Source organism: Bacillus sp. Y3 (assembly GCF_008123875.1).
Taxonomy (GTDB): Bacteria; Bacillota; Bacilli; order Bacillales; family Bacillaceae; genus Bacillus; species Bacillus altitudinis.
In genome coordinates, this window is record NZ_VSSC01000006.1 from 61839 (window position 1) to 85191 (window position 23353).

Sequence of the window (23353 nt, forward strand, 5' to 3'; positions counted from 1 at the left end):
GCAGATGATGAAGAAGTAGTATGGGATTACGAATAGATTTAGGGAGGAAACATGGAAATCAAAGCATTTATCATCTTTGCAAACGTCATGCTTGTTTTATATCTCATAACTATAAATAACATCATGGTGACTGCCATTAAGCAGAATAAATTGAAAAAAGGCGTAGCCATTAGTTATATGATCCTATCCATTTTTTCTGGCATTGCTATTTCTTCATTTTTAATTTGGAAGTTTTTCATTAGCTAAGAGGGGAATGAGTGTATGGTGCAATTGAAGAAGCTTGCAAACGAGCGTTTTTCTGCTTTGATCTGTATGGATCCATTTAATGAGCGAATTCGTTTGGATGACTATAGCGGCAGGGTGCAGGATGTGATTCAGTCCGTGCTTCAGGAAGCGGCGGACTGCAAGGCGTCTAAGGTCATTGTAAAAGTAAGGCGTGAGCATATGCCGCTTTTTTTAGAAAAAGGCTTTCGGCTTGAAGGTGTGTTTTCTCATTATTTCCTCGGAAGTGATGCATACGGCATGTCGCTCTTTCTGACCGAAGATCGAATGAACAGCCCGTTTTGGCTGAAGGAAGATGAAATCGTTACGTCTATTCAAGAAAAGCCGATTAAAAAAAATCAAGGCGTGTGGCAAGATGAGTATGTGATGAGGAAAGCCGGTCCAGAAGATGTGCACAAGCTGGCAGCGCTCTATGATACGGTCTTTGAAACGTACCCCACACCAATGAATGAGCCAGATTACATCCGAAAGGTAATGGAGGAAGGGACGGTTTTTTATGCCGTTGAACATGACGGTCAACTTGTAAGTGCCGCTTCTGCTGAAATCAATGTACCGTATGGTCATGCAGAATTAACAGATTGTGCAACCCTTCCCACATACAGAAAACTAGGATTCATGCATCATTTGATTCTAGCCCTCGAACAAGAGCTTCAATCCATGCACATTTATGTCTTTTATTCTCTTGCCCGTGCACTGTCCTATGGAATGAATCAAGTATTTTATCAGCTCGGGTATACATACACTGGGCGCTTTCAAAACAACTGCTATATTTTTGACAAAATTGAAGATATGAATCTATGGGTCAAAACGCCAAATGAATCATGAAATGGTTCTCATCTGATCAAGCAGACCAGATAGGCGGTACGCCATGATACTGAGCTGCAGCTTCATTCGATCATCAGTGGATTTGAGGCTGCAGCCTGTTCTCGTTTCAATTTGTTTCAACCGGTAGCTTAACGTATGCCGGTGAATAAACAATTCCCCCGCTGACTTTTGAATATTTTCATTGTGTGCCAAATACACTTCGAGTGTATGAATGAGGTCAGCTCCTTGTTTTTTTGTATAAAGCAGCGGGCTTAACAGCTCCACATAAAAGTCATGCAAATTCATTCCGGCTTCGTTCATTTCAAGCAGCATCCCATATAGACCGAGCTTCTGATAATGAATGATGCTGTCATCTGTTTTCAAAAGAGGAAGAAGCCTTGCTGCATACTGGGCTTCTTTTGCACTTTTGGAAAAGAGGCTGATCTGGTCGTAGGCTCTTCCAATGCCAATCACAATCGGATGGACGGGGAAAAAATAAGACCAAGTACTGCGGCATTCTTCTGATGCGCGATACCAAATTGTTTCTTGATACGTGCTTTTCCCTGCGGGTGTCAAGACGAAAATGGAATCAAGCCTTGCCTTTAATAAAAAAGGAATTTGTCTGCGTTCAAAAATGGATGTGAGCAATTGGGATAGGCGCTGCACCATTTGATGATCGAGCTGTGTGTGCTGATGCTGAAATTGAAAGTAGATGACGACTTGTTCCTCACTCATATCATATTGCAGCTTTCTTGCTTGTTCGATGACATAACTTTCTTCTGTGTATTGCTGTTGCAGCATATCATCCAATAAATGCCCCTGCATTTGGTTTTCTGTATCTTGAATGGCTTTTTGTTTCAACCATTCAATCGCATACACCGCACCGGCATGCTCAATGGCGATGGCATCGAGATGGTGCCACGTCTCTTTTTTCTTTAACGCCACAATGAACCCGAAAATATCCCCCATTGCAATCACGGGGCATGCCGCTAGAACAAACGCACCATATGTGTCATAGACGAGCCGGCCTTTTTCCTCTGCCTGCTTGAGCAGAGAAGAGGTTTCAATCGGTTCGTCATCTGTTAGAAAGCCAAAAGCAGGGGAATAGGTCACTTCGTCTGTTTCGAGATGAGCTGCTGTTTGGTGCAAAAACACATCCAGTACGACGATATTTGCCGCTGTGAGATGTGCCAGTTCATCCGTAATTTGCGTGACATTTTTATTGCTCACATTTAAATGGGTCAGTCTTTGATGAATCGCGGAAGAATATTTGAGCTGATGGAGCTGACTGCTGACGATTTGTTCTAGAACGGCTTTTGTGATGTCTGAAAAATTGACATGAGGCGGAATCTCGATGAGCGGAATACCGCTATTTTCGGCGGCTTCAATGAGTGATGCGGGAATTTCCGTTAAGTACACGCCTTTATAGATGGCAATGGCTGAAAGACGATGAGATTGAATCAATTCTTCAAGCCGGATGCGTCTTTCTTTATTTTCTGTCAGTCCAAACCCAGTTGTAACAAGTAATTCTCCTTCGGAAAGTCTAGACGTGTCTTCAATAATTTCCACAATGGTCACCCACTGGATAAGACGATCCAGTCCATTTTCTCCAGCAAGCAGTTTGGTTTCTTTCATCATATCGAGCGAGAGTGCATCTTTGACGAGAATCGCCATAGACTCATGACCTCCTTTTGAACACTCTTATACACCATGTATAAAAAACACATGTGAAATTCGGGCATATGGCGAATGGAGGATGACTGCCCTCTTGATTAAGCTAATCTTATACCAAGTATACAAAATTTTCTTGCGATTCATGTAAAAAGAAAAGTGCAGCTGCTGACAAGAGAGGGAGGAATGACAAAGTGGAGACCCGGGATTACTTAATCAAACCGATGTTAAATCAGCAATATCCTGTGGCTGTGAGAGGAGAGGGGATTTATTTATATGATCGGGACGGAAAAAAATATATAGATGGCTCATCAGGGGCAGTCACGGCAAGTATTGGACATGGCATACAAGAGATTATTGATGCGATGACGGAGCAAGCGAAAAAGGTGAGCTTTACGTACAGGTCACAATTTACGAATGAACCAGCGGAAGAACTAGCGTATGAATTGAGTACACTTTGCCCAGGTGATCTGAACTGGTCTTTTTTTGTAGGGAGCGGTTCAGAGGCAACGGAGACTGCTATGAAAATGGCGATTCAGCATTGGCAGGAGCAGGGGAAGACGGAAAAAAATCATATCATCTCAAGGTGGATGAGTTACCACGGTATTACATTAGGGGCGCTGTCAATGTCAGGTCATATTGCAAGGAGAGAGCGCTTTGAACCACTGCTTGAAAAGCATCCAGTGCTGTCTCCGCCCTATAGCTACCGGTCATGGCTGCCAAAGGAAGACAGCAAGCAGGTCGAGTGGTATGTTCAGGAATTTAAGACCGTCATCCAGCGTATAGGAAAAGAGAGGATCGCCGCATTGATTGCTGAACCGATTGTTGGCGCAGCGGGAGCGGCGCTCCTGCCGCCAGACGGTTATTTCGAAGCAATGAAGCGTGTCTGTGAAGAAAACGACATTTTAATGATCGCAGATGAAGTCATGACGGGCTTTGGACGAACTGGGAAAATGTTTGCGATGGAACACTGGGGCACGGTACCAGATATCATGGTTCTTGGAAAGGGCATGAGCGCAGGTTATTCTCCAATCGCAGCAGTTGTCTCAACGGATCGTGTGATGGCACCAATTATCAGCGGCTCCGGCTCTGTCATGGCAGGGCACACATATAGTGCCAATCCGCTTTCAGCAGCCGTTTCATTAGCGGTCATTCGATATATGAAAAAACATCAGCTTCCCGACCGGGCTGACCTTTCTGGGCGATATCTGATGAATGCTTTAAAAGATCTGCAAGTCAATCATTCCATCATAGGAGATGTGAGAGGGAAGGGATTGCTGATTGGCATTGAGTTTGTCGCAGATCGTTTATCCAAAACGCCATTTCCTGCACATGCTCAGATAACCAATCTCGTTGTTGAAACGGCAAAACAAAAGGGACTGCTTGTGTATCCAGCAAGCGCTGGAGAGGATGGAGTCGGAGGCGCAGCGGTTATGATCGCACCGCCGCTTTCCATCACACAGCAGGAAATGGATGAACTGATTGATTTATTCGGTCAGACCATCACACAAGTCGAACAAGAAGTGATCAATCGAGGATTTTTCCCATCTGCTATGTAAGGAGGAACGAACATGAACAAAACTGTGGGTTTGGATGAAGTGATGACGCGATTAAAAGATGGCATGACCATCATGTTTGGCGGATTTGGCGGCGTGGGTTCACCACCATCGTTGATTGATGCCATTTTGGAAGCAAATATTCAAGATCTGACATTGATCGGAAATGATGCAGGTTTCCCGCAAATTGGTGTGGGCAGGCTCATCACAGAAGGAAGAGTGAAAAAAATCATCGCCTCTCATATCGGCTCAAATCCCATTGCCGGACAGAAAATGCAGGCTGGTACATTAGACGTTCATTTTTATCCGCAGGGCATTCTTGCAGAAAAAATCAGAGCAGGCGGAATGGGGCTGGCGGGCATTGTGACAGATGTTGGGATGGATAGCCTGAATCTCGATGAGAAACAATTGGTTGAGCTGAATGGGAAGAATTATATGTTAGAGCCTGCGCTCACAGCGGATATTGCCATCGTCAATGCCTACAAAGCAGATGAAGTGGGAAACCTCATTTTTGATAAAAGCGCACGGAATACAAACCCGATTGTGGCGATGGCAGGAGACTGGACCATTGCGGAGGCAGAAGAAATTGTGGCAGCGGGGCAGCTCGATCCAGAAGAAATCGTGACGCCAGGCGTATTTGTGAATCAAATCGTGCAATCAAAAGGAGTGAACTGGACATGGGCATGGGAGACATCGATTTAAGACACCGCATTGCCAAAAGAGCAGCTCAAGAAATTGAAGATGGCATGATTGTGAATCTTGGGATCGGTATTCCGACCCTAGCAGCAGATTACATTCCATCAGATTATGAGGTGTGGCTGCATGCAGAAAACGGCATTATGGGTGCAGGAGCCTCGCCTTTGCAAGGGGAAGAAGATCCGAATTTATGCAATGCCGGCGGTTTTCCCATTACGTTGACAAAGGGCGGCTCGTACATGGACAGTACGACTGCTTTTGGCATCATCCGAAAAGGCATGCTGGATATGACGATTTTGGGTGCACTTGAAGTAAGCAGCCAAGGGGATCTTGCCAATTGGATTGTACCGGGGAAAAGAGTACCGGGTATGGGCGGAGCGATTGAGCTGGCGCAAAAAGCGAAAAAAGTGGTAGTGGTGATGAGCCATCTGGATAAACACGGTCGATCTAAAGTGAAAACGGCTTGTACATTGCCATTAACCGCTAAAGCGTGTGTCGATTTGATTATTACGGATATGGCGGTCATTGAGGTTAAGTCTCAGCTGCTCATTTTACGTGAAGTCATGCCGCCATTTCAGCCGGAAGATGTCATCAGGGCGACTGAAGCGCCATTAATTTTAGCGCCTGATGTCAAATCTGTTGTGTAGAAAGGATGAACGACTTGCAGCCAATGACACGTATCAGAAACTGGATGAAAGAGCATCAGGATGAAGCCATTACGCTTCTTCAGCAAATGGTGCAATGTGACAGCACCCAAGGAAATGAAGAAGAGGTTCAGCAGATCGTGGCCAATAAACTGTCCGCCATTGGCTTTGATGTAGACGTTTGGGAAATTGGCGGCGATGAATTACTAGAGCATCCTTATTTTTATTCCCCGCGCCGATCTTTTCAAGGGAGTCCCAACGTTGCTGGGCGATTGAAAGGAAAAGGTGGCGGCAAATCGATTTTATTAAACGGGCACGTAGATGTGGTTCCGGCAGGAGATAAGAATCAATGGACATATCCGCCTTACAGCGGGCATATCATAAACGGGAGACTTTATGGACGCGGGGCAACAGATATGAAAGGTGGAAACGTTTCTTTACTCTTTGCGCTTGAGGCACTGCATGCGCTTCAGATTCCCCTGAAAGGAGATGTGGTGTTTCATAGTGTCGTCGAAGAGGAAAGCGGCGGAGCAGGCACACTTGCAGCAATATTGAAGGGGTACACAGCGGATGCTGCCATCATTCCAGAGCCAAGTCATATGAACATTTTTCCGATTCAGCAAGGGTCAAAGTGGTTTAGGTTGCATATTAAAGGAAGGGCAGCTCATGGCGGAACAAGGTATCACGGTGTTTCTGCTATTGAAAAGAGCACGGTGGTCCTTTCTCATTTAGCGGCACTAGAAAAAGAAAGAAATCAGCGAGTGACGGAGCCGCTGTTTCAGCATATCCCGATTCCAATTCCTATCAACATTGGGAAAATTCAAGGCGGTGATTGGCCGTCCTCTGTCGCAGATCTTGTCACAATGGAAGGCAGGCTTGGTGTGATGCCAGGTGAGACAGTTGAGCAGGCAGAGAAGGAATTAGAAAATTGGATGACTGGACTCGCTGAAAAGGATGATTGGTTTCAAGAACATCCTGTGGAGGTGGAGTGGTTTGGTGCTAGATGGCTTCCAGGGTCAATCGACTCTGATCACCCGCTTTTAGGTCTATTGAAGGAACAATATGAAGAGGTCATGCAGCACCCGCCAAAGGTGGAAGCCGCCCCTTGGGGGACAGACGGCGGATTACTGTCACAAGCAGCGGATATCCCAATCATTGTGTTTGGACCTGGAACGACAGAGCTTGCCCATTTCCCGAATGAATCCATTGAAATCAAACATGTCATTGAAGCAGCAGAAATCATTGCTGGTACGTTGGTCAAATGGTGCGAAGCAGCGGAGTGATTCACACACAAAAAAAGAAGGCTGTCTACTCAGCCTTCTCCAGCGTGCAGATAAACCCTCGCATTCGCCCGCTGGTCTGTGCGCCGGTGCTCACGAATGTAACATTCGCTCCGCTCCGGTGCTCGCCCTTCCTAGACTTCAAAGGTTTTCATGTCACGCTGAAAGGAAGACAAAGAGTTAAAATAAAATTCATTTAAGCCCTTTGTCAACAATCTGAAGAAGGCTGTTTACTCAGCCTTCTCTTTATGTGTATTCTGCTGTTCACACATATAGGTCACTGGACAAAAACGAAGAATACCAGAACCCAATTTTAATCCGCCGAGCATGATGCTAAAAAGCAGCATTTTACTCCATGGTTTTCGAGCATATAAGGATCCAGCTACAGTACATATCGTCATTCCGCAGGCAATTCTCATGAGCGCTTCCATTAAGCCAAGATTAGGTTTCATTGCAAGTAATTCTCCTTTTTTAAATTATTTTAAGTGTGATTTCAAGAAATTGTAACGTTTCATTAATGCGTAACGTGGTTCGTTATGTTACGATAGGGCTAATACAAATGAAGGAGAGTATGTGAATGTCCGAACGTACTTTTAATTGGAGAAACAATGACATCCGCACACAAATCGATGTAGTCGACTCAAAAATAGTTCCAACACTCCTTTTAACGAATGGACTCGTGCTAAACCCGTTTTTGAAGCAATGGGTGAAGGCAAATATTTGGATACATGATGATCGAATTGTTTATGTCGGAGCAGAGCTTCCTCAAAATAAATCAGCTAAACGTGTGATTGATTGTGAAGGTAAATACATTGTGCCGGGGTATATTGAACCTCACGCGCATCCGTTCCATATTTATAATCCCCAATCACTTGCAGAATATGTGTCTCAATTTGGCACAACAACGATGGTCAGCGATAACTTATTTCTTCTTTTGCAAAGCAATGAAAAGAAAGCGCTTTCCACTCTATGTGAATTAAAAAAGCAGCCATTTCAGTATTTCTGGTGGTCCAGATACGATCTTCAAACCGAGGTCAGGTATGAAGATGAGATGCTTCCTATTAACTATCGGAAAGAATGGATTGATCATCCCGACGTCCTTCAAGGCGGCGAATTAACGAGCTGGCCAAGATTAATGGACGGTGATGATCTCATTTTATATTGCATGCAAGAAACGAAGAAGCAGAGAAAACGAATTGAAGGACATTTCCCTGGGGCTTCTGAGAAAACGCTAACAAAAATGAAGCTGTTTGGAGCGGACAGTGATCATGAAGCAATGAATGCAGACGATGTGCTCAAACGCTTGTCTCTTGGCTATCATGTGTCCTTGCGTCATTCTTCCATCCGCCCAGATTTAGTGAACATTTTAAGAGAGTTGCATGAGCGTGACTTTAGGCACTACGATCACTTTTTCTATACAACAGATGGATCAGCACCTCATTTTTATGAAGAAGGCATGATCAATCGTCTCATTTCCATTGCCCTTGAAGAAGGCGTGCCTACTATTGATGCGTACAATATGGCGACCTTTAACATTGCGAAATACTATCAAATTGATGACTTATTAGGCGTGGTCGGTCCTGGCCGATTGGCTTCTTTGAATATTTTAGATGATCCGATGAATCCAAATCCAGAAACGGTGATTTCTAAAGGGATAATCCTGAAATTAGAAGGGGAGAACCAGCATCAATTCCAAGAGACAAAATGGGAAAATGGCGGGCTTGAACCATTAGATTTAAGCTATGACCTGACAATGAGTGACTTGCAATTCTCAATGCCTCTTGGTGTCAAAATGCGAAATTCTGTCATCATGGAGCCTTATACAGTGGAGATTGATAACTCTGTCAACCAGCTGTCCTGTGACCATGATCAAAGCTTCTTCAGTCTGATTGATCGAAAAGGCGAGTGGCGCGTGAACACAATGTTAAAAGGATTTGCAAACAAGGTGCAAGGATTTGTCAGCTCATTTTCAACCACTGGTGACATTTTAGTGATTGGGAAAAATAAAGATGATATGATGCTTGCTCATAAGCGAATGAAAGAAATTGGCGGGGGAATTGTGCTCGCAGAAAACGGAAAGATTTTGCATGAAATCCCGTTGCAATTATCAGGCTGTGCATCAGCTGAATCGTTTGAAACGGTTCTTCAGCAGGAGCAAACGTTACGCGAGTTACTCATTGAGCGCGGGTATCCATTTGACTGCCCAATTGATACACTTGTCTTTTTCCAAAGCACACACTTGCCGTATATTCGAGTGACACCAAGAGGAATATTTGATGTCATGAAAAAAACTGTACTCTTTCCGTCTATAATGCGTTAAAATATAACAGAGTGGAGCTGTATCATATTTGCTAGATTTCTGACCGCTGTTATAGGGCAGGAGTGAGCAATGGATCTCTTCACTGCTAGATATGGTGACAAAGCATAGGGCTTTGACATGACGAATGAAGTGCCCAATTGTAAAATGAATCTGTCGGTTACGCTGGCCGACCAACATATTTTGAATAATTAAGCAAGGCGGGGCGCAGGTTTGTCGTCTCGCCAAGCTTTCTACACATACTGTTTTTTTAGGGAAAGACTTAACAGAGCAGAAGTGTTCTAGATATCGGAGGCAAACAAGTTTGTCAGATTGTCGCACAAGGAATATGACAAAACTTGTCGAATTTGTTTACGATAAAGAAGCTTCGGCTTACGAAAGAACCTGATGGCATTTTCAGCGTAGAACCAAACCTGTCATGATTCGTTCAAAGCTCATTGCTGAGGTTGAAAAAAATGAGTCAGGAAAGATACCGCTTTCTCGGAAAAGTCAGTGCGGAGCGGTGTGCCAATAGTAAAGGAGAAGATGTATAAAGATGCAAATTGATAAATTAAGGGGCAAAAGCTTAGATCAGCTATTCAACTCCATCTTATCCCTTAAAGACCTGGAAGAATGTTATCGATTTTTTGATGATTTGTGCACCATCAATGAAATCCAATCTTTATCACAGCGTCTTGAAGTAGCACGTATGCTTCGCGAGGGAAACACGTATCATAAAATTGAGACGGAGACAGGTGCAAGCACTGCAACTATCTCACGTGTCAAACGCTGCTTGAACTACGGAAATGATGCCTATACGATGGCACTTGACCGCGTAGCAGAGCAACAAGCAACGGACGAAACAAAATAAAGCAGCTTTCACTGCAAACATTCTTTATGATTTGTCGTTTTGAAGTTGAACAAAAAGAGCCATTTCATTTGAAATGGCTCTATTAGATATCATCAAGTTCCCCCATAAACCATCGTTCACCTTCATAGGACACTTCATCGTCATCAGTGATTACTTCCTTAAAACCGATGGTTCGCATATTTTGTGCAACAGATAAATCCCATTCTTTTTGAATATTTCTCTGATCAGAAAGGGGAAGCCATGTCTGATACTTATCTTGTCTGTTGAAGAAATCTTTCACATAAGAATCCCCTTTAAACACAATGATTTGTGAATGCCATAATCCAGGCAGATCGACTGCGACCACGACACGATATATGTCCCCGTCGTTTGGTTTCAAATCAATGAGATGCTCCGCTCTATTCAATAGAGTTTGAATGCATAGACGTTTGATCTTTTTCGGTGTTCTGTTGGACGTCATAAAATCATAAGCCGCTGGTAGAGGCAGGTGCCAGTAGTCAGAAACATTCGCCGGAAACGACTGCGTATGTGCGTTCATTTCTTTTATGATCTGTTGAGTCTTTCGTTTCATACCGCGGACCTTTTTTTCACGCATACTCTTTCTCCTTATCATAGATCTATTAAGTTCTTTATACGTGATTGAGCAAGAATGTCAACGAAAAAAGGTGCGGAAACGCACCTTTTTAAACTAGACAGACTGCTCTGTGCCTGAGAACATAGGGACTTCACTTGTCTGACCGTTTTCTTGTCTAAAAATAATATGTTTTTCGTTAAAATGAATAGGTGATTCAATTCCAGCTGCTGCGCATAAATTAAACAAACCTTCTCTAAGGGACAGGATATAATTGCAGACGCGGTATTTCTTTTCTTCAATGGATAAACCTTTTTGCAGCTTTGGATCTGTGGTGGCAACCCCAACAGGGCATTTATTCGTGTGGCATACTTGCGCCCGAATACAGCCAACCGAGAACATCAAGCCCCGTGCGATATTCACAAAATCCGCTCCCATGGAAAGGGCAATGGCGATTTTATCAGGGGAGAGAAGTTTACCAGACGCAAACAGCTTGAGTTGATCTCGAACCCCGTATTTCTTCAAAATTTGATGGACCATCGGCAGTGCGGTGAAAATGGGCAGGCCGGCGGAATCAGCCAGTTCATGAAAGGAAGCACCTGTGCCACCTTCTCCGCCATCCACTGTAATGAAATCAGGATGTTTTCCGCTTTTTTTCATATAGAGAGCAAGCTCCTCGATATCTTCTTTATGTCCAACAACTAGCTTGATTCCAACTGGTTTTCCGCCGATGTTTCGCAGTTGTTCAATAAAATCAAGCATGTCAGGAATGGAGTGAAACATCTCGAACCGGTTCGGACTGTCAATGGATTGGTGTGGCGGCAGTTTACGGATTTGGGCAATTTCTTCTGTGACTTTTTCACCGTCAATGTGTCCCCCGCGTGTTTTCGCTCCTTGTGCTAGCTTGAGTTCAAAGGCTTTTACTTCATCATGCTCACTTTTTTTCTTAAACTCTTCAAACGAAAATGCGCCATCCTCCGTTCGAACCCCAAATAAACCAGGTCCAATCTGGCAAATGATATCGGCGCCCCCTTTGAGATGGTAAGGCGAAAGCCCGCCTTCACCTGTGTTCATCCATGTGCCGCCAGCCATTTTTAAGCCGGAGGATAGAGCCGTAATCGCCCGGTCGCCTAATGAGCCGTAGCTCATGGCTGATTGACCGATTAATCCTTTGACGTGGAAGGGTTTTTGGCACGTATGTTCACCAATGATTTGTACATCTTCTTCATGGAGATAATAAGGTTTTGCTTCGACTTCTTTCGTGTGTTCACTTCTTCTCAGTAAATTGTCTTGATCGATCTGATACACTTTTGTTTGGATTTTTTCAGATTGATCGATGCGTAACTCATCTCGCTGCTTTGGAAATAGGACGTTGCGAATATAGTAACCAGGCTTGTCAAAATCACGTTTTGATCCAAAGCCCATTGTCCGGCTTTTGTACTTCCCAGACATGACAGCTTGCTCGTATTCTCTTCTTGAGAAAGGAAGCTCCTCTCGATCATTTAGAAACAGATATTGACGAAGCTCAGGTCCTATTTTTTCAAAAATGAACCGCAATTTTCCAATGACCGGATAATTTCGTAGGACAGAATGCTCTTCCTGTTTTTCATCTCGCATCCAAATCCAGATGAATAAAATGATTGGTATGATGAAAAAAATCACTAATAATGCGCCAATGACAATGAAAGTTGTTGTCACGAAAATCCCCTCTTTTCTCTATCATTACTGTTGTTATTCCACTTTTCATTGAAAGAGAAACCACTTCAACAGATTGTGACGTTTAGAAATGAAAAGGCGGGGTAACTTACAAATAAGATCATAAGGGGAGGGAACATACATGAATAAGCGTCCGAATGCGTATGTACTTGCAGGATTAGGGGTTGGTGGTGCAGTGTTATTAGCAGTGAAAAATAAACAGCATCTCAAAAAATGGGCAAGCATGTTCCGATCAGATGAAAAGGTTCCTGAAAAAGCTGGACACCCTGATCCATTAGATATTCAAGACAACAAGATGGTCGATGAAGGGGCCATGACATCTGTTCATTATTTTAATGAAGTGAGACAATAGCTTTAAAAAACCGTTTTGACCATTCAAAACGGTTTTTTCTTGTCTTTTTTTTGATGTGATATCGAAGAGGATCGACAATCGTAAAACCGATCAACCCTTCGTGATCAGGCGTCGAGAAAAGAAATTCAATGCCCGATAAATGATAGGTTGAGAGAACTTCCTGATCCGTAAAACGTAAGGAAAGCTCGTCTTCATAAACGGGTGTGTGTTTCAACACCTCTGCTTCTTCTGCAAATAACTCCAGCCCAGCCACTCGGTCCTCTTTGTCGATGTCTACGTTCACACATTCATTCACGTCTAATTCAATGGTTTCTTTGATTGTCCCGATTCGAGGCGGGATGAGATAGATGTATCCGATGTCGATCGTTTGATCATATGTGATGGTTCTTTTCAAATCATTCACCTGCTTGGTCGATAGTCAAATGTTCCTTTCATGTATAATATCATGTGATGAGATGAAGTAGCTCTCATTTCAGTTCAGTATCCATCTATTGATCTCCCTCCGCTCCTATTGAAGTGGAGCTTTTCATATAGTCTCCATTCACCTCGCCTAAAGTGAAAATCGACTATTTTCAAAAGAATGAAACTTTTAGCTGAAGGAGGTTACCCATTTTTTGCGGTGTCTGATTTTGTTATAATATTTAAATGGAATGAAACGAATGGAGGAACGTTTTTCATGTATGATGTTACCGAGTGGAAGCATGTCTTTAAACTCGATCCAAATAAAGAGATTTCCGATGAACAACTTGAAGCGATTTGTGAATCCGGTACGGATGCCATTTTAATTGGCGGCAGTGACAACGTGACAGAAGACAACGTGCTGCAACTGATGTCAAAGGTGCGCCGCTTTCTTGTGCCATGTGTCCTTGAAATCTCGACACATGAGATGATTGTGCCTGGCTTTGACCTGTATTTTATCCCCACTGTGTTAAACAGCGCTCATCCTGATTGGATTGTTGGTCTGCATAAGGATGCGATGAAGGAATACGGTGATTTGATGTCAATGGAAGAGATTGTGCCGGAAGGATATGTCATCTTAAACGAAGAGTGTAAAGCGGCTAAGCTGACAGAGGCAAATACGGCACTGGATATAGATGACGTAAGGGCATATGCGAGAGTGGCAGAGCACTTGATGAAACTACCCATCTTTTACTTAGAATACAGCGGGACGCTTGGAGACATAGAGCTTGTGAAAGAAACCAAAGCAGTGCTACATGAAACGGTTCTATTTTATGGCGGCGGTATTGAAAGCGAAGAGCAGGCGAAAGACTTTGCACAGCATGCAGACGTTGTCGTCGTGGGGAACGTCATTTATGACAATTTTAAAGAAGCGTTAAAGACAGTCGACGCAGTGAAAAAGTCATCATAGTCAAACAAGACGAAACGGGTTAAAATAGAACATAAGTTCGAATTGGCGGTGAATGAAATGAATGAAATATCGAATCATCTATTAGAAGGGCTGAATGACGCGCAGAAAGAAGCGGTCAAAGCAACAGACGGGCCGCTGCTACTGATGGCAGGAGCAGGTAGTGGAAAAACACGAGTGCTCACGCATCGAATTGCGTATTTAATGGCAGAAAAGCATGTGGCACCGTGGAATATTTTAGCGATTACCTTTACAAATAAAGCAGCAAGAGAAATGCGTGAGCGTGTACAAGCCATTTTAGGGCCTGGTGCGGATGACATTTGGATCTCTACGTTCCACAGCATGTGTGTACGCATTTTACGACGCGATATTGACCGTATTGGTGTGAATCGCAACTTTTCTATATTAGACACATCTGACCAGCTTTCAGTCATTAAGAACATTTTAAAAGAACGAAATATCGATCCTAAAAAGTTTGATCCACGTAGCATTTTAGGTTCAATCAGTAGTGCAAAAAACGAACTCATTGACGCAGAGGAATACGCAAAAACAGCCGGTGACTTTTACGATCAAGTCGTGAGCGATGTCTACACAGATTATCAAAAACGATTACTCAAAAACCAATCACTCGATTTTGATGATCTTATTATGATGACGATTCGTCTGTTTGAGCGAATTCCTGAAGTATTAGAACACTATCAGCGAAAATTCCAATACATTCATGTCGATGAGTATCAGGATACGAACAGAGCGCAGTACATGCTTGTGAAATTGCTCGCGCAGCGTTTTCAAAATATATGTGTGGTCGGTGACTCGGATCAGTCCATCTACCGCTGGCGTGGAGCGGATATTACAAACATTCTTTCCTTTGAAAAAGATTATCCGTCCAGTGAAGTGATTTTGCTTGAGCAAAATTACAGATCGACTAAACGTATTCTGAATGCCGCAAACACGGTCATTCAAAACAATTCAAACCGCAAGCCAAAAAACCTTTGGACAGAAAATGACGAAGGAGCGAAGATTGCCTATTACCGTGCGGATAATGAATTCGGTGAAGGTCAATTTGTCGCTGGAAAGATTCGTCAGCTTCATCAGAGCGGCAAGCGTAAATTATCTGATTTTGCGATCCTCTATCGAACGAACGCTCAGTCACGTGTCATAGAGGAAACGTTAATGAAGGCGAACATTCAATACAACATCGTCGGTGGCACGAAGTTCTATGACAGAAAAGAGATCAAGGACATTTTGGCATACTTACGCCTTGTGGCAAATCCAGATGACGATATTAGTTTTGCACGCATTGTCAACGTACCAAAGCGTGGAATTGGGGCGACTTCTGTTGATAAAATTGCCGCATACGCAGAAATGAATGATCTCTCTATGTTTGAAGCACTTGGTCAGGTGGATTTCATTGGACTCAGTGCAAGAGCAGCCAATGCACTTGATGAGTTCAAACAGCTCATTGATCAAATGACAAATATGCAGGATTATTTATCTGTCACTGAATTAACGGAAGAGATCCTAGAGAAAACAGGTTACCGTGAAGCGCTGAAGATCGAAAAAACGATTGAAGCACAAAGCCGTTTAGAAAATATTGACGAGTTTCTATCGGTCACTAAAAACTTTGAAGAACAAAATGAAGATAAATCACTTGTCACCTTCCTGACAGACCTCGCCCTCGTCGCAGACATTGATAAGCTGGATGAGGCAGAGGAAGAAGATCAGGATGCGGTCATTTTAATGACCCTCCACGCAGCAAAAGGACTTGAATTCCCTGTTGTGTTCTTAATGGGAATGGAGGAAGGCGTCTTCCCGCACAGCCGTTCATTAATGGAAGATGCAGAGATGGAAGAAGAGCGCCGTCTTGCTTATGTAGGGATCACACGGGCCGAAGAAGAGCTTTATTTATCAAGTGCAAAAATGAGAACGTTATTCGGCCGGACGAACATGAATCTGGAATCACGATTTATCAGAGAAATACCAGCTGATTTATTGGACAACCTAAATGAGAAAAAAGAAACGAAAACACCGTTTGGCCAAACGAGAGAAAGACCGCAAAGACGAGGGCCTGTCTCACGTCCACAAACGCAAACCATTCAAAACACAGGCGGCGGCAGCATTGGCTGGGCTGTCGGTGATAAAGCCGCTCATAAAAAATGGGGCGTTGGCACGGTTGTGAGTGTAAAAGGTAGTGGAGATAGTACAGAGCTTGATATTGCCTTCCCAAGCCCTACAGGCATTAAGCGTCTCCTTGCCGCATTTGCGCCAATCGAAAAGCAATAAACTGATAGGACTGACAAAACGGATGAAGTGAAAGGAAGAAGCAGATGGATAAAGAAGCAGCGAAACGCCGGATCGAGGAACTACACCAGATTTTGAATCAATACAACTACGAATATCACACACTGGATCGTCCAAGTGTTCCTGACGCTGAATATGATGCGCGGATGCGTGAGCTGATCTCTCTGGAGGAAGAATACCCTGATTTAAAAGCAGCGGATTCACCCTCGCAAAGAGTAGGAGGTGCTGTTTTAGACGCCTTCCAAAAAGTACGTCACGGTACACCGATGCTTAGTCTCGGCAATGCGTTTCATGAACAGGACCTTCTTGATTTTGACCGCCGGGTTCGTCAAGCAGTCGGTGACGACGTCGCTTACAATGTCGAGCTGAAAATTGACGGACTCGCTGTTTCTCTCCGTTATGAAAATGGCGTGTTTGTCCGGGGTGCCACGCGGGGTGATGGGACAACAGGTGAGGATATAACCGAGAACCTCAAAACCATTCGTTCCATCCCGCTCAAAATCAATCGGCCTCTGTCGATTGAAGTGAGAGGCGAGGCATTTATGCCAAAACCTTCTTTTGAAGCCCTTAACGAAAAAAGATTACAAAACGAAGAAGAGCCGTTTGCGAACCCGCGTAATGCGGCTGCTGGCTCACTTCGTCAGCTCGATACGAAAATTGCAGCGAAACGAAACCTTGATATCTTCGTCTACAGTATAGCGGAGCTTGATGAAATTGGTGTTAATACGCAAAGCGCAGGACTTGATCTTCTCGATGAGCTTGGCTTTAAAACGAACAAAGAAAGACGGATGTGCCAAACCATTGAAGAAGTGATCGACCTCATTGAAACACTGAAAACAAAGCGTGCTGATTTCTCATACGAAATCGATGGCATTGTCATTAAAGTCAATTCATTGGCACAGCAAGAAGAACTAGGCTTCACAGCAAAAAGTCCACGCTGGGCTGTTGCGTACAAATTTCCGGCCGAAGAAGTCGTGACGAAGCTGATTGATATTGAACTAAGTGTGGGGCGTACTGGTGTCATCACCCCAACAGCGATTCTTGAGCCTGTAAAAGTGGCAGGGACGACAGTACAGCGTGCTTCTCTTCATAATGAAGATTTGATCAAAGAGAAGGATATCCGCCTTTTTGATCAAGTGATTGTCAAAAAAGCGGGCGATATTATCCCAGAGGTTGCAGGGGTTCTTGTTGATCAGCGAACAGGAGAAGAAAAGCCGTTTCACATGCCGACTGAATGTCCAGAGTGTCAAAGTGAGCTGGTCAGAATTGAAGGAGAAGTGGCGCTTCGGTGCATCAATCCACAATGCCCCGCTCAAATACGTGAAGGACTCATTCACTTTGTGTCTCGTAATGCGATGAATATTGATGGGCTAGGCGAGCGAGTCATTACACAACTTTTCAAAGAACAGCTTGTCTCTCGTGTATCAGACCTTTACCGTTTAACAAAAGAAGAGTTGATTCAGCTAGAACGAATGGGCGAAAAGTCAGTTGATAATTTACTGCGTTCGATCGAGCAATCGAAAGAAAACTCTCTTGAACGTTTATTGTTTGGACTTGGTATTCGATTTATTGGTTCTAAAGCAGCGAAGACGTTGGCCATGCACTTTGAGGATATCGATCAGTTAAAACAAGCAACGAAAGAACAATTACTTGAAGTAGATGAAATTGGTGAAAAAATGGCCGATGCAGTTGTCACGTATTTTGAGAAAGAAGAAATTCTAGATCTGCTAAATGAACTAAAAGAACTTGGGATCAATATGACCTACACTGGGCCAAAACCGGTGAAAGTAGAAGAAAGTGATTCCTACTTTGCAGGAAAAACGATCGTGCTGACGGGGAAATTAGAAGAAATGTCTCGTAATGATGCAAAGGCAGCGATCGAAGCATTAGGCGGCAAGTTAGCAGGTAGCGTGAGTAAAAAAACAGACTTAGTCATTGCCGGCGAAGCAGCTGGAAGTAAGCTGACAAAGGCAGAAGAACTCAATATTGAAATTTGGGACGAAGCCAAAATGCTCGAGGAGCTAAAGAAATAAGAGGAGTGTTTTCTATTGAAAAAGTTGCTATTGCTGCTGACAATGCTCACACTGGTATTGTCAGCGTGTGCACCTTTTGGGGGAAAGGATGAGGAAGAGGTCACACAAAAAACGGATGAAACGAAAGAAACAGCGATCATCCCAATGTACAACATCTCTGATTCCTATTACAAAATGGTGCTGCCGTTTAAACAAGGAGCGGCAAGAGGACTAACAGCAGAGCGTCTCAATACACGCTTAGACATTGATGAATTTGAAACAGGACTCATGCGCCTGGCAACAGAATCATTCAATACAAACGACTATCTGTTCCAAGAAGGACAGCATTTAGATGAAGATACTGTTCTCAGCTGGCTTGCCCGCAAAAAAACAGGCAGTGATCTGAAAAAAGCTGAAAAAGAAGACAAAGACTTTAAGAACTTAGGCTTAAACCCTGCTCTTCCAAACTCAGGTTCAACAAAGTCAAAAAATGAAAATAGTCCAATCTACTTAGCTTCCATGCTAGAACATAATTACTTAATCAGAAAAGATAAAAATAGCTTACAGCTTGGCGGGGTTGTTATCGGTCTTGCGCTTAACTCTGTCTATTATTATCGCGAAAATATCGGAGATCCTCAGCAAGAGGTGACCATCGATTCATCGAAAAATTCAAAGAAACTTTTAGCAGAGGGCGAAAAAATTGCGGAACAAGTCATTAAACGACTTCGTCAAATGGACGGACTGCAAAAAGTCCCAGTCATGATTGCTCTTTATAAACAAGCACCAAAATCATCTATTGTTCCAGGAAACTTTATCGCTAAAACTGATGTAAAAGCAGGATCAGCTGATATTGGCAGTTGGGATACGATTAAAGAAGAGAATGTCTTCTTCCCTTCAGATAATGCCAAGAGCAGCTACAAAGATGATTCAGAGCGATTTGACCGCTTCAAGACAAAGGTAGAAGACTACTTCCCGAATTACACAGGTGTGGTAGGCAAAGGTTTCTATAAAAACGGGAACTTGCAAAAAATGAAAGTAGAAATTCCAATGCAATTCTACGGAAAAACAGAAGTCGTGGCATTCACGCAATACTTAACAGGTGAAGTCATGGATTACTATAAGAGCACCAATATAGAAATCAACATCACCTCTTCTGATCAGCAAGAAGCCCTCATCACAAAAAATGCTGAAGACAAAGAACCAACGGTCCATATATATGACTAAATAAAAACCGCCTTTTGGCGGTTTTTTATTTCTAATTAGAGGAATCTTTCAACTTTTGTCAAAGTATGTGAGGAAATCAAAAGGAAAGGCAGGTATGTTGATGCTCGTATAAATGCTGATTACCGTCATGTATAAGTAAAAAGACGATAAAAGGAGAATCAGCATGCATAAAGAAGTAAAAGCACGATACGATGAACAAATGGTCTTAAAGAAAGCGGCTCTACTCTATCATTTTCAGCCAGAACAGGTCACATTTCTAGCCGATGCAGAAAATTATGTGTATGAATATACGGATGAAAAAGGGTCGAGTTATATATTGAAAATTACCCATACCATACGCCGCTCTCGCACATATATCTTAGGAGAAATGGACTGGATTCGGTATTTATCTCAACATGGAAGCTCAGTAGCTAAACCGATTTTATCCGCAAGAGGAAAAGATGTTGAAGCGATTCCCGATCAAGCAGGAGGCGCTTTTTTGCTGAGAGTGTACGAAAAGGCGCCCGGCAGAAAAGTGACCGAAGCAGATTGGAATGGACAGTTGTTTCAAGCGTTAGGAGCCTATACAGGGCGTATGCATCAAACGACTAAACAATATCAAGTGAAAGATCCTCGCTATAAGCGTCAAGAGTGGTATGAGGAGGAGCAATTAAAGCTTGAAACGTATATTCCTTCTGATCAAACGGTTGTGTTGCAGAGAAAAGATGAACTGATGCAAAAGCTTCACCAGCTCCGAATATTCAAGAATGTCTATGGACTGGTGCATGCGGATTTACATCACGGGAACTTCCATTATCATCAGGGAGAAATCATTGCATTTGATTTTGATGATTGTGGGTATCACTGGTTTATCAACGATATGAGCATTTTGCTATACAACGTTCTTTGGTATCCGGTGATTCCGTATGAGGATAAAGCTGAATTTACGGGTGAATTTATGAGCCATTTTCTCAAAGGCTATCGACAGGAGAATGAGCTTGATGACGCATGGCTGGCGACAATACCAGATTTCCTTATGCTGCGTCATATGCTTATTTATGGGCTTTTACATCAAGCATTTGATCTCCGAACACTAAGCGCTGACGAAAGTGCCATGCTGGCGCGTTTTCGAAAGGAGATTGAGGACAAAACCCAAATTACGCCTTTTGACTTTCATCAGCTAACAACATAAATCAAAAGCCCCTTGCTGTTTCACATAGCAAGGGGCTTTTTACCCTAAACCGTATCACACTTCACACCAACTACGCCTTCTAAATCTTTAATATCAAAGTACACATCGGTTGTATAGCGGTCTTTATGTACGCGAACACGTACTTCCATGATCGGATAGTCTTTTTCCTTTAAATCATCAATACGTACAGAATGAATACGAATATTGAGTGCTTTCATTTCTTTTAAAATTTCTGTCATGCGGTTTCGGTCAGAAAGTGACATTCTGATGCGGATTTCTTTTTCCTGTAAGCGAATGGGTCCAATCCGCTGGAAGAGCCAAGGTAAAAATTCCACACTGACAAGAATAAAGAAAAGACTGAGGAAGGCTTCTTTATAAAAACCTGCACCTGTTGCAACCCCAAGTCCTGCTGCTCCCCAAATCATCGCAGATGTCGTAAGACCTGAGATGACGTCATTGCTTTTGCGAAGAATCACACCTGCTCCAATAAAACCAACACCAGATATAATTTGCGCCGGTAACCTGAGTGGGTCCATTTGAAGCTTAGAGACTCGAGGGAAATTGTAGGCTGCATCAATGCTGATGATGGTTAATACGCAGGAGCTGACAGCAATGACAATACACGTTTTCAGCCCAAGCGGCTTTTTCTTAAGTTCGCGTTCAAGACCGATGATCAAACCGATTAAGGTGGCAACGGCTAATTTTAAGACCGTATCCCATTCAATTGTCCAAAACATGCGTATCGCTCCTTTCACTTCATGTACGTTTCACATCATGTATATGATCTTCTCACAGCCCATATGGCTGCACAACTTCTATTTTATTCAGAAACGGGAGAAAGAAAAGCATTTTATTGAAAAATAAAGAGAGTCATCCGCATAATGCAGATGACTCCTCATGTCTGGTTATTTTGTTTCTTCTTCGAGATGGTCTTCCATTTTGCTAAATAGCTTTTTAGAAGCTTTAGACGGTTTATTTGTTAAGAGGCTGACAATAATAGCAGTCAAACCACTTAAAATAAATCCAGGAACCATTTCGTACAATCCAGTCGTGTTGTTTAAGCCTGTTGAAATCCAAACGAGAACGACAACAGCCCCAACAATCATTCCGGCTAAAGCGCCATGATGATTCATTCGTTTCCAGTATAGACATAACAAGATGACGGGACCGAATGAAGATCCAAATCCAGCCCAAGCATAACCGACAAGGTCAAGAATGGTATCACTTGGGTTTAGAGAGAGACCAATGGCAACAATCGCTACGACTAGTACAGAGATACGTCCAATCATCACAAGTTCTTTGTCAGAGGCTTTTCTTCTAAAGAATGTACGGTATAAATCCTCTGTCATCGCACTTGCAGTGACAAGCAGCTGAGAAGAAATTGAACTCATAATCGCAGCTAAAATGGCTGAAAGTAAAAATCCAGTAATATATGGATGGAATAACACTTTAGAAAACACAATAAAGATGGTTTCTGGGTCTGCCAAAGTGGTGCTTGTTTCATGAACATACGCCACGCCGACTAAACCGACAGATAGTGAACCAATGACAGACACAATCATCCAGCTCATACCGATACGACGTGCTGGCTTTAAATCTTTTACAGTCGTAATCGCCATAAAGCGAACAATAATGTGCGGCTGTCCAAAGTAACCGAGTCCCCAAGCGAGGAAGGAAATAATGCCAATGACGCTCGTTCCTCTAAAAATATCAAGCAATTTAGGGTCAATCTGTTGAATATCATTGAATGTGGCAACAGGTCCACCTAATTGAGTAAAGGCAACGATCGGCACGAGCACTAATGCTAAAAACATAATAGCTCCTTGAACAAAATCAGTTAAACTAACTGCCAAAAAGCCGCCGAATAGTGTGTACAAAATCACGATACTAGAAGTTAAGATTAAACCAAACATATAATGAGCACCAAACGCTGATTCAAATAAGCGTCCGCCTGATACCATACCTGATGAGGTGTAAAGCGTAAAGAAAATCATAATGATGACAGCTGAGACAGCTTTCAATAAAGTAGATGAGTCTTTAAACCGTTTGTCAAAAAAGTCTGGAATGGTAATCGCATCATCAGCAACTTCTGTATATGATCTCAATCGTGGCGCTAGGAATAGATAGTTTAAGTAAGCCCCACTAATTAAACCAACAGCAAGCCATCCAGATGAAAGACCGGTTGTATACATAGCGCCTGGAAGCCCCATCAGCATCCACCCACTCATATCAGCTGCACCAGCAGATAGAGCCGTTACATAAGGACCTAACCCGCGTCCGCCTAACATATAATCATTCAAGTCATTTGTTTTTCTGAATGCATACCAGCCAATAGCCAGCATTCCAATAAAATAAATAGATAGAGAAATTACAATCTCAATACTCATGTTTCCATATCACCTTTTTCGTATTAATTTGACATCACCTCAATCAAAATATACAAAGAACAGCCTATTGAACTGCCTGCTCACTGCTATGGTTACTTAACCTATCAGAGTATTCCCAAGTGATCAACCTTCTTAAACATCCTCATCAGACAA

Annotated in this window: 21 protein-coding genes; 14 read left to right on the plus strand and 7 right to left on the minus strand. The window is 43.0% G+C overall.

The genetic code is table 11. From position 1 onward, the window contains the following. Positions 1-51 precede the first annotated feature (51 nt). Together FXF70_RS14935 and ablB are read left to right on the plus strand one after the other, a co-directional pair. Complete coding sequence (locus FXF70_RS14935) at positions 52-246, plus strand: hypothetical protein (RefSeq protein WP_035703540.1); 195 nt, start codon at positions 52-54, stop codon at positions 244-246. A 15-nt stretch (positions 247-261) separates the two neighbouring features. Further along, positions 262-1107, plus strand: a complete 846-nt coding sequence (ablB, locus tag FXF70_RS14940; protein WP_148780539.1) for a putative beta-lysine N-acetyltransferase — start codon at positions 262-264, stop codon at positions 1105-1107. On the opposite strand, the gene FXF70_RS14945 is transcribed toward ablB, so the two are convergent. Further along, entirely contained in the window at positions 1102-2760 is a 1659-nt protein-coding gene (locus FXF70_RS14945; protein ID WP_148780541.1) for a PucR family transcriptional regulator, read from the minus strand. The two genes, ablB and FXF70_RS14945, sit on opposite strands and share 6 nt — an antisense overlap. 191 nt (positions 2761-2951) lie before the next feature. Here FXF70_RS14945 and FXF70_RS14950 point away from each other — a divergent pair, with 191 nt between their 5' ends. From FXF70_RS14950 to FXF70_RS14965, 4 genes are read left to right on the plus strand one after another with little or no spacing between them, the layout of a single operon-like run. Then, on the plus strand, positions 2952-4316 hold the full coding sequence (locus FXF70_RS14950; protein ID WP_008344279.1) for an aspartate aminotransferase family protein: 1365 nt from the start codon (positions 2952-2954) through the stop codon (positions 4314-4316). 12 nt (positions 4317-4328) lie between these two features. Further along, a complete protein-coding gene (locus tag FXF70_RS14955) occupies positions 4329-5015 on the plus strand; it encodes a CoA transferase subunit A (RefSeq protein ID WP_008344277.1) in 687 nt (228 codons plus the stop codon). Beyond that, positions 4991-5656, plus strand: coding sequence for a 3-oxoacid CoA-transferase subunit B (locus FXF70_RS14960; RefSeq protein WP_148780543.1), 666 nt, complete (start codon positions 4991-4993; stop codon positions 5654-5656). Before FXF70_RS14955 ends, FXF70_RS14960 begins: the two co-directional genes overlap by 25 nt. A gap of 14 nt (positions 5657-5670) precedes the next feature. Continuing rightward, positions 5671-6936 (plus strand): peptidase, encoded by a 1266-nt coding sequence (locus FXF70_RS14965; protein ID WP_048002159.1) that lies wholly within the window; start codon positions 5671-5673, stop codon positions 6934-6936. 227 nt (positions 6937-7163) lie between these two features. Here the strand turns inward: FXF70_RS14965 and FXF70_RS14970 are convergent, their stop codons facing one another. Continuing rightward, entirely contained in the window at positions 7164-7385 is a 222-nt protein-coding gene (locus FXF70_RS14970; protein WP_148780545.1) for a YgaP family membrane protein, read from the minus strand. A 125-nt stretch (positions 7386-7510) separates the two neighbouring features. Between FXF70_RS14970 and FXF70_RS14975 the strand changes: the two genes are divergently transcribed. Together FXF70_RS14975 and FXF70_RS14980 are read left to right on the plus strand one after the other, a co-directional pair. Further along, positions 7511-9253, plus strand: a complete 1743-nt coding sequence (locus tag FXF70_RS14975) for an adenine deaminase C-terminal domain-containing protein (protein WP_148780547.1) — start codon at positions 7511-7513, stop codon at positions 9251-9253. Positions 9254-9785: 532 nt separating this feature from the next. Further along, positions 9786-10100 carry a YerC/YecD family TrpR-related protein gene (locus tag FXF70_RS14980; protein WP_007496879.1) on the plus strand — a complete coding sequence of 105 codons (315 nt, stop codon included), beginning with the start codon at positions 9786-9788 and terminating at the stop codon, positions 10098-10100. A gap of 82 nt (positions 10101-10182) precedes the next feature. Here FXF70_RS14980 and FXF70_RS14985 read toward each other — a convergent pair whose 3' ends face one another. After that, entirely contained in the window at positions 10183-10695 is a 513-nt protein-coding gene (locus FXF70_RS14985) for a DUF3916 domain-containing protein (RefSeq protein ID WP_148780549.1), read from the minus strand. A 93-nt stretch (positions 10696-10788) separates the two neighbouring features. After that, a complete protein-coding gene (locus tag FXF70_RS14990; protein ID WP_048002157.1) occupies positions 10789-12369 on the minus strand; it encodes an FMN-binding glutamate synthase family protein in 1581 nt (526 codons plus the stop codon). A gap of 139 nt (positions 12370-12508) precedes the next feature. Here FXF70_RS14990 and FXF70_RS14995 point away from each other — a divergent pair, with 139 nt between their 5' ends. Further along, positions 12509-12739: a hypothetical protein gene (locus tag FXF70_RS14995; RefSeq protein ID WP_017366762.1), complete on the plus strand. Its 231-nt coding sequence runs from the start codon at positions 12509-12511 to the stop codon at positions 12737-12739. Here FXF70_RS14995 and FXF70_RS15000 read toward each other — a convergent pair. Then, positions 12720-13133 carry a DUF2283 domain-containing protein gene (locus FXF70_RS15000; RefSeq protein ID WP_048002156.1) on the minus strand — a complete coding sequence of 138 codons (414 nt, stop codon included), beginning with the start codon at positions 13131-13133 and terminating at the stop codon, positions 12720-12722. The two genes, FXF70_RS14995 and FXF70_RS15000, sit on opposite strands and share 20 nt — an antisense overlap. A 282-nt stretch (positions 13134-13415) precedes the next feature. Between FXF70_RS15000 and pcrB the strand changes: the two genes are divergently transcribed. The 5 genes from pcrB to FXF70_RS15025 all read left to right on the plus strand — a co-directional run bounded on the left by pcrB (position 13416) and on the right by FXF70_RS15025 (position 20813). Further along, a complete protein-coding gene (pcrB, locus tag FXF70_RS15005; protein WP_008344257.1) occupies positions 13416-14108 on the plus strand; it encodes a heptaprenylglyceryl phosphate synthase in 693 nt (230 codons plus the stop codon). Positions 14109-14165: 57 nt separating this feature from the next. Beyond that, a complete protein-coding gene (gene pcrA, locus FXF70_RS15010) occupies positions 14166-16388 on the plus strand; it encodes a DNA helicase PcrA (protein ID WP_017366764.1) in 2223 nt (740 codons plus the stop codon). 44 nt (positions 16389-16432) lie between these two features. Further along, positions 16433-18439 carry an NAD-dependent DNA ligase LigA gene (gene ligA / locus FXF70_RS15015; RefSeq protein ID WP_148780551.1) on the plus strand — a complete coding sequence of 669 codons (2007 nt, stop codon included), beginning with the start codon at positions 16433-16435 and terminating at the stop codon, positions 18437-18439. 15 nt (positions 18440-18454) lie between these two features. Next, entirely contained in the window at positions 18455-19642 is a 1188-nt protein-coding gene (locus FXF70_RS15020) for a CamS family sex pheromone protein (protein WP_008344253.1), read from the plus strand. A gap of 163 nt (positions 19643-19805) precedes the next feature. Continuing rightward, entirely contained in the window at positions 19806-20813 is a 1008-nt protein-coding gene (locus FXF70_RS15025; RefSeq protein WP_148780553.1) for a phosphotransferase enzyme family protein, read from the plus strand. 44 nt (positions 20814-20857) lie between these two features. Here the strand turns inward: FXF70_RS15025 and FXF70_RS15030 are convergent, their stop codons facing one another. Both FXF70_RS15030 and putP read right to left on the minus strand, forming a co-directional pair. Then, positions 20858-21550: an MgtC/SapB family protein gene (locus tag FXF70_RS15030; protein ID WP_008344247.1), complete on the minus strand. Its 693-nt coding sequence runs from the start codon at positions 21548-21550 to the stop codon at positions 20858-20860. Positions 21551-21718: 168 nt separating this feature from the next. After that, the gene (gene putP / locus FXF70_RS15035) at positions 21719-23200 is read right to left on the minus strand and encodes a sodium/proline symporter PutP (RefSeq protein WP_039168534.1); all 1482 of its coding nucleotides are present in this window, start codon (positions 23198-23200) and stop codon (positions 21719-21721) included. Positions 23201-23353: the final 153 nt, after the last annotated feature.

Bases quoted from the DNA above. Each gene is read 5' to 3' on its own strand.
- FXF70_RS14935 (WP_035703540.1), top strand. From the start codon at position 52: ATGGAAATCAAAGCATTTATCATCTTTGCAAACGTCATGCTTGTTTTA.
- ablB (WP_148780539.1), top strand. From the start codon at position 262: ATGGTGCAATTGAAGAAGCTTGCAAACGAGCGTTTTTCTGCTTTGATC.
- FXF70_RS14945 (WP_148780541.1), bottom strand. From the start codon at position 2,760: ATGGCGATTCTCGTCAAAGATGCACTCTCGCTCGATATGATGAAAGAA.
- FXF70_RS14955 (WP_008344277.1), top strand. From the start codon at position 4,329: ATGAACAAAACTGTGGGTTTGGATGAAGTGATGACGCGATTAAAAGAT.
- FXF70_RS14960 (WP_148780543.1), top strand. From the start codon at position 4,991: ATGGGCATGGGAGACATCGATTTAAGACACCGCATTGCCAAAAGAGCA.
- FXF70_RS14970 (WP_148780545.1), bottom strand. From the start codon at position 7,385: ATGAAACCTAATCTTGGCTTAATGGAAGCGCTCATGAGAATTGCCTGC.
- FXF70_RS14975 (WP_148780547.1), top strand. From the start codon at position 7,511: ATGTCCGAACGTACTTTTAATTGGAGAAACAATGACATCCGCACACAA.
- FXF70_RS14980 (WP_007496879.1), top strand. From the start codon at position 9,786: ATGCAAATTGATAAATTAAGGGGCAAAAGCTTAGATCAGCTATTCAAC.
- FXF70_RS14985 (WP_148780549.1), bottom strand. From the start codon at position 10,695: ATGCGTGAAAAAAAGGTCCGCGGTATGAAACGAAAGACTCAACAGATC.
- FXF70_RS14995 (WP_017366762.1), top strand. From the start codon at position 12,509: ATGAATAAGCGTCCGAATGCGTATGTACTTGCAGGATTAGGGGTTGGT.
- pcrB (WP_008344257.1), top strand. From the start codon at position 13,416: ATGTATGATGTTACCGAGTGGAAGCATGTCTTTAAACTCGATCCAAAT.
- pcrA (WP_017366764.1), top strand. From the start codon at position 14,166: ATGAATGAAATATCGAATCATCTATTAGAAGGGCTGAATGACGCGCAG.
- ligA (WP_148780551.1), top strand. From the start codon at position 16,433: ATGGATAAAGAAGCAGCGAAACGCCGGATCGAGGAACTACACCAGATT.
- FXF70_RS15025 (WP_148780553.1), top strand. From the start codon at position 19,806: ATGCATAAAGAAGTAAAAGCACGATACGATGAACAAATGGTCTTAAAG.
- FXF70_RS15030 (WP_008344247.1), bottom strand. From the start codon at position 21,550: ATGTTTTGGACAATTGAATGGGATACGGTCTTAAAATTAGCCGTTGCC.
- putP (WP_039168534.1), bottom strand. From the start codon at position 23,200: ATGAGTATTGAGATTGTAATTTCTCTATCTATTTATTTTATTGGAATG.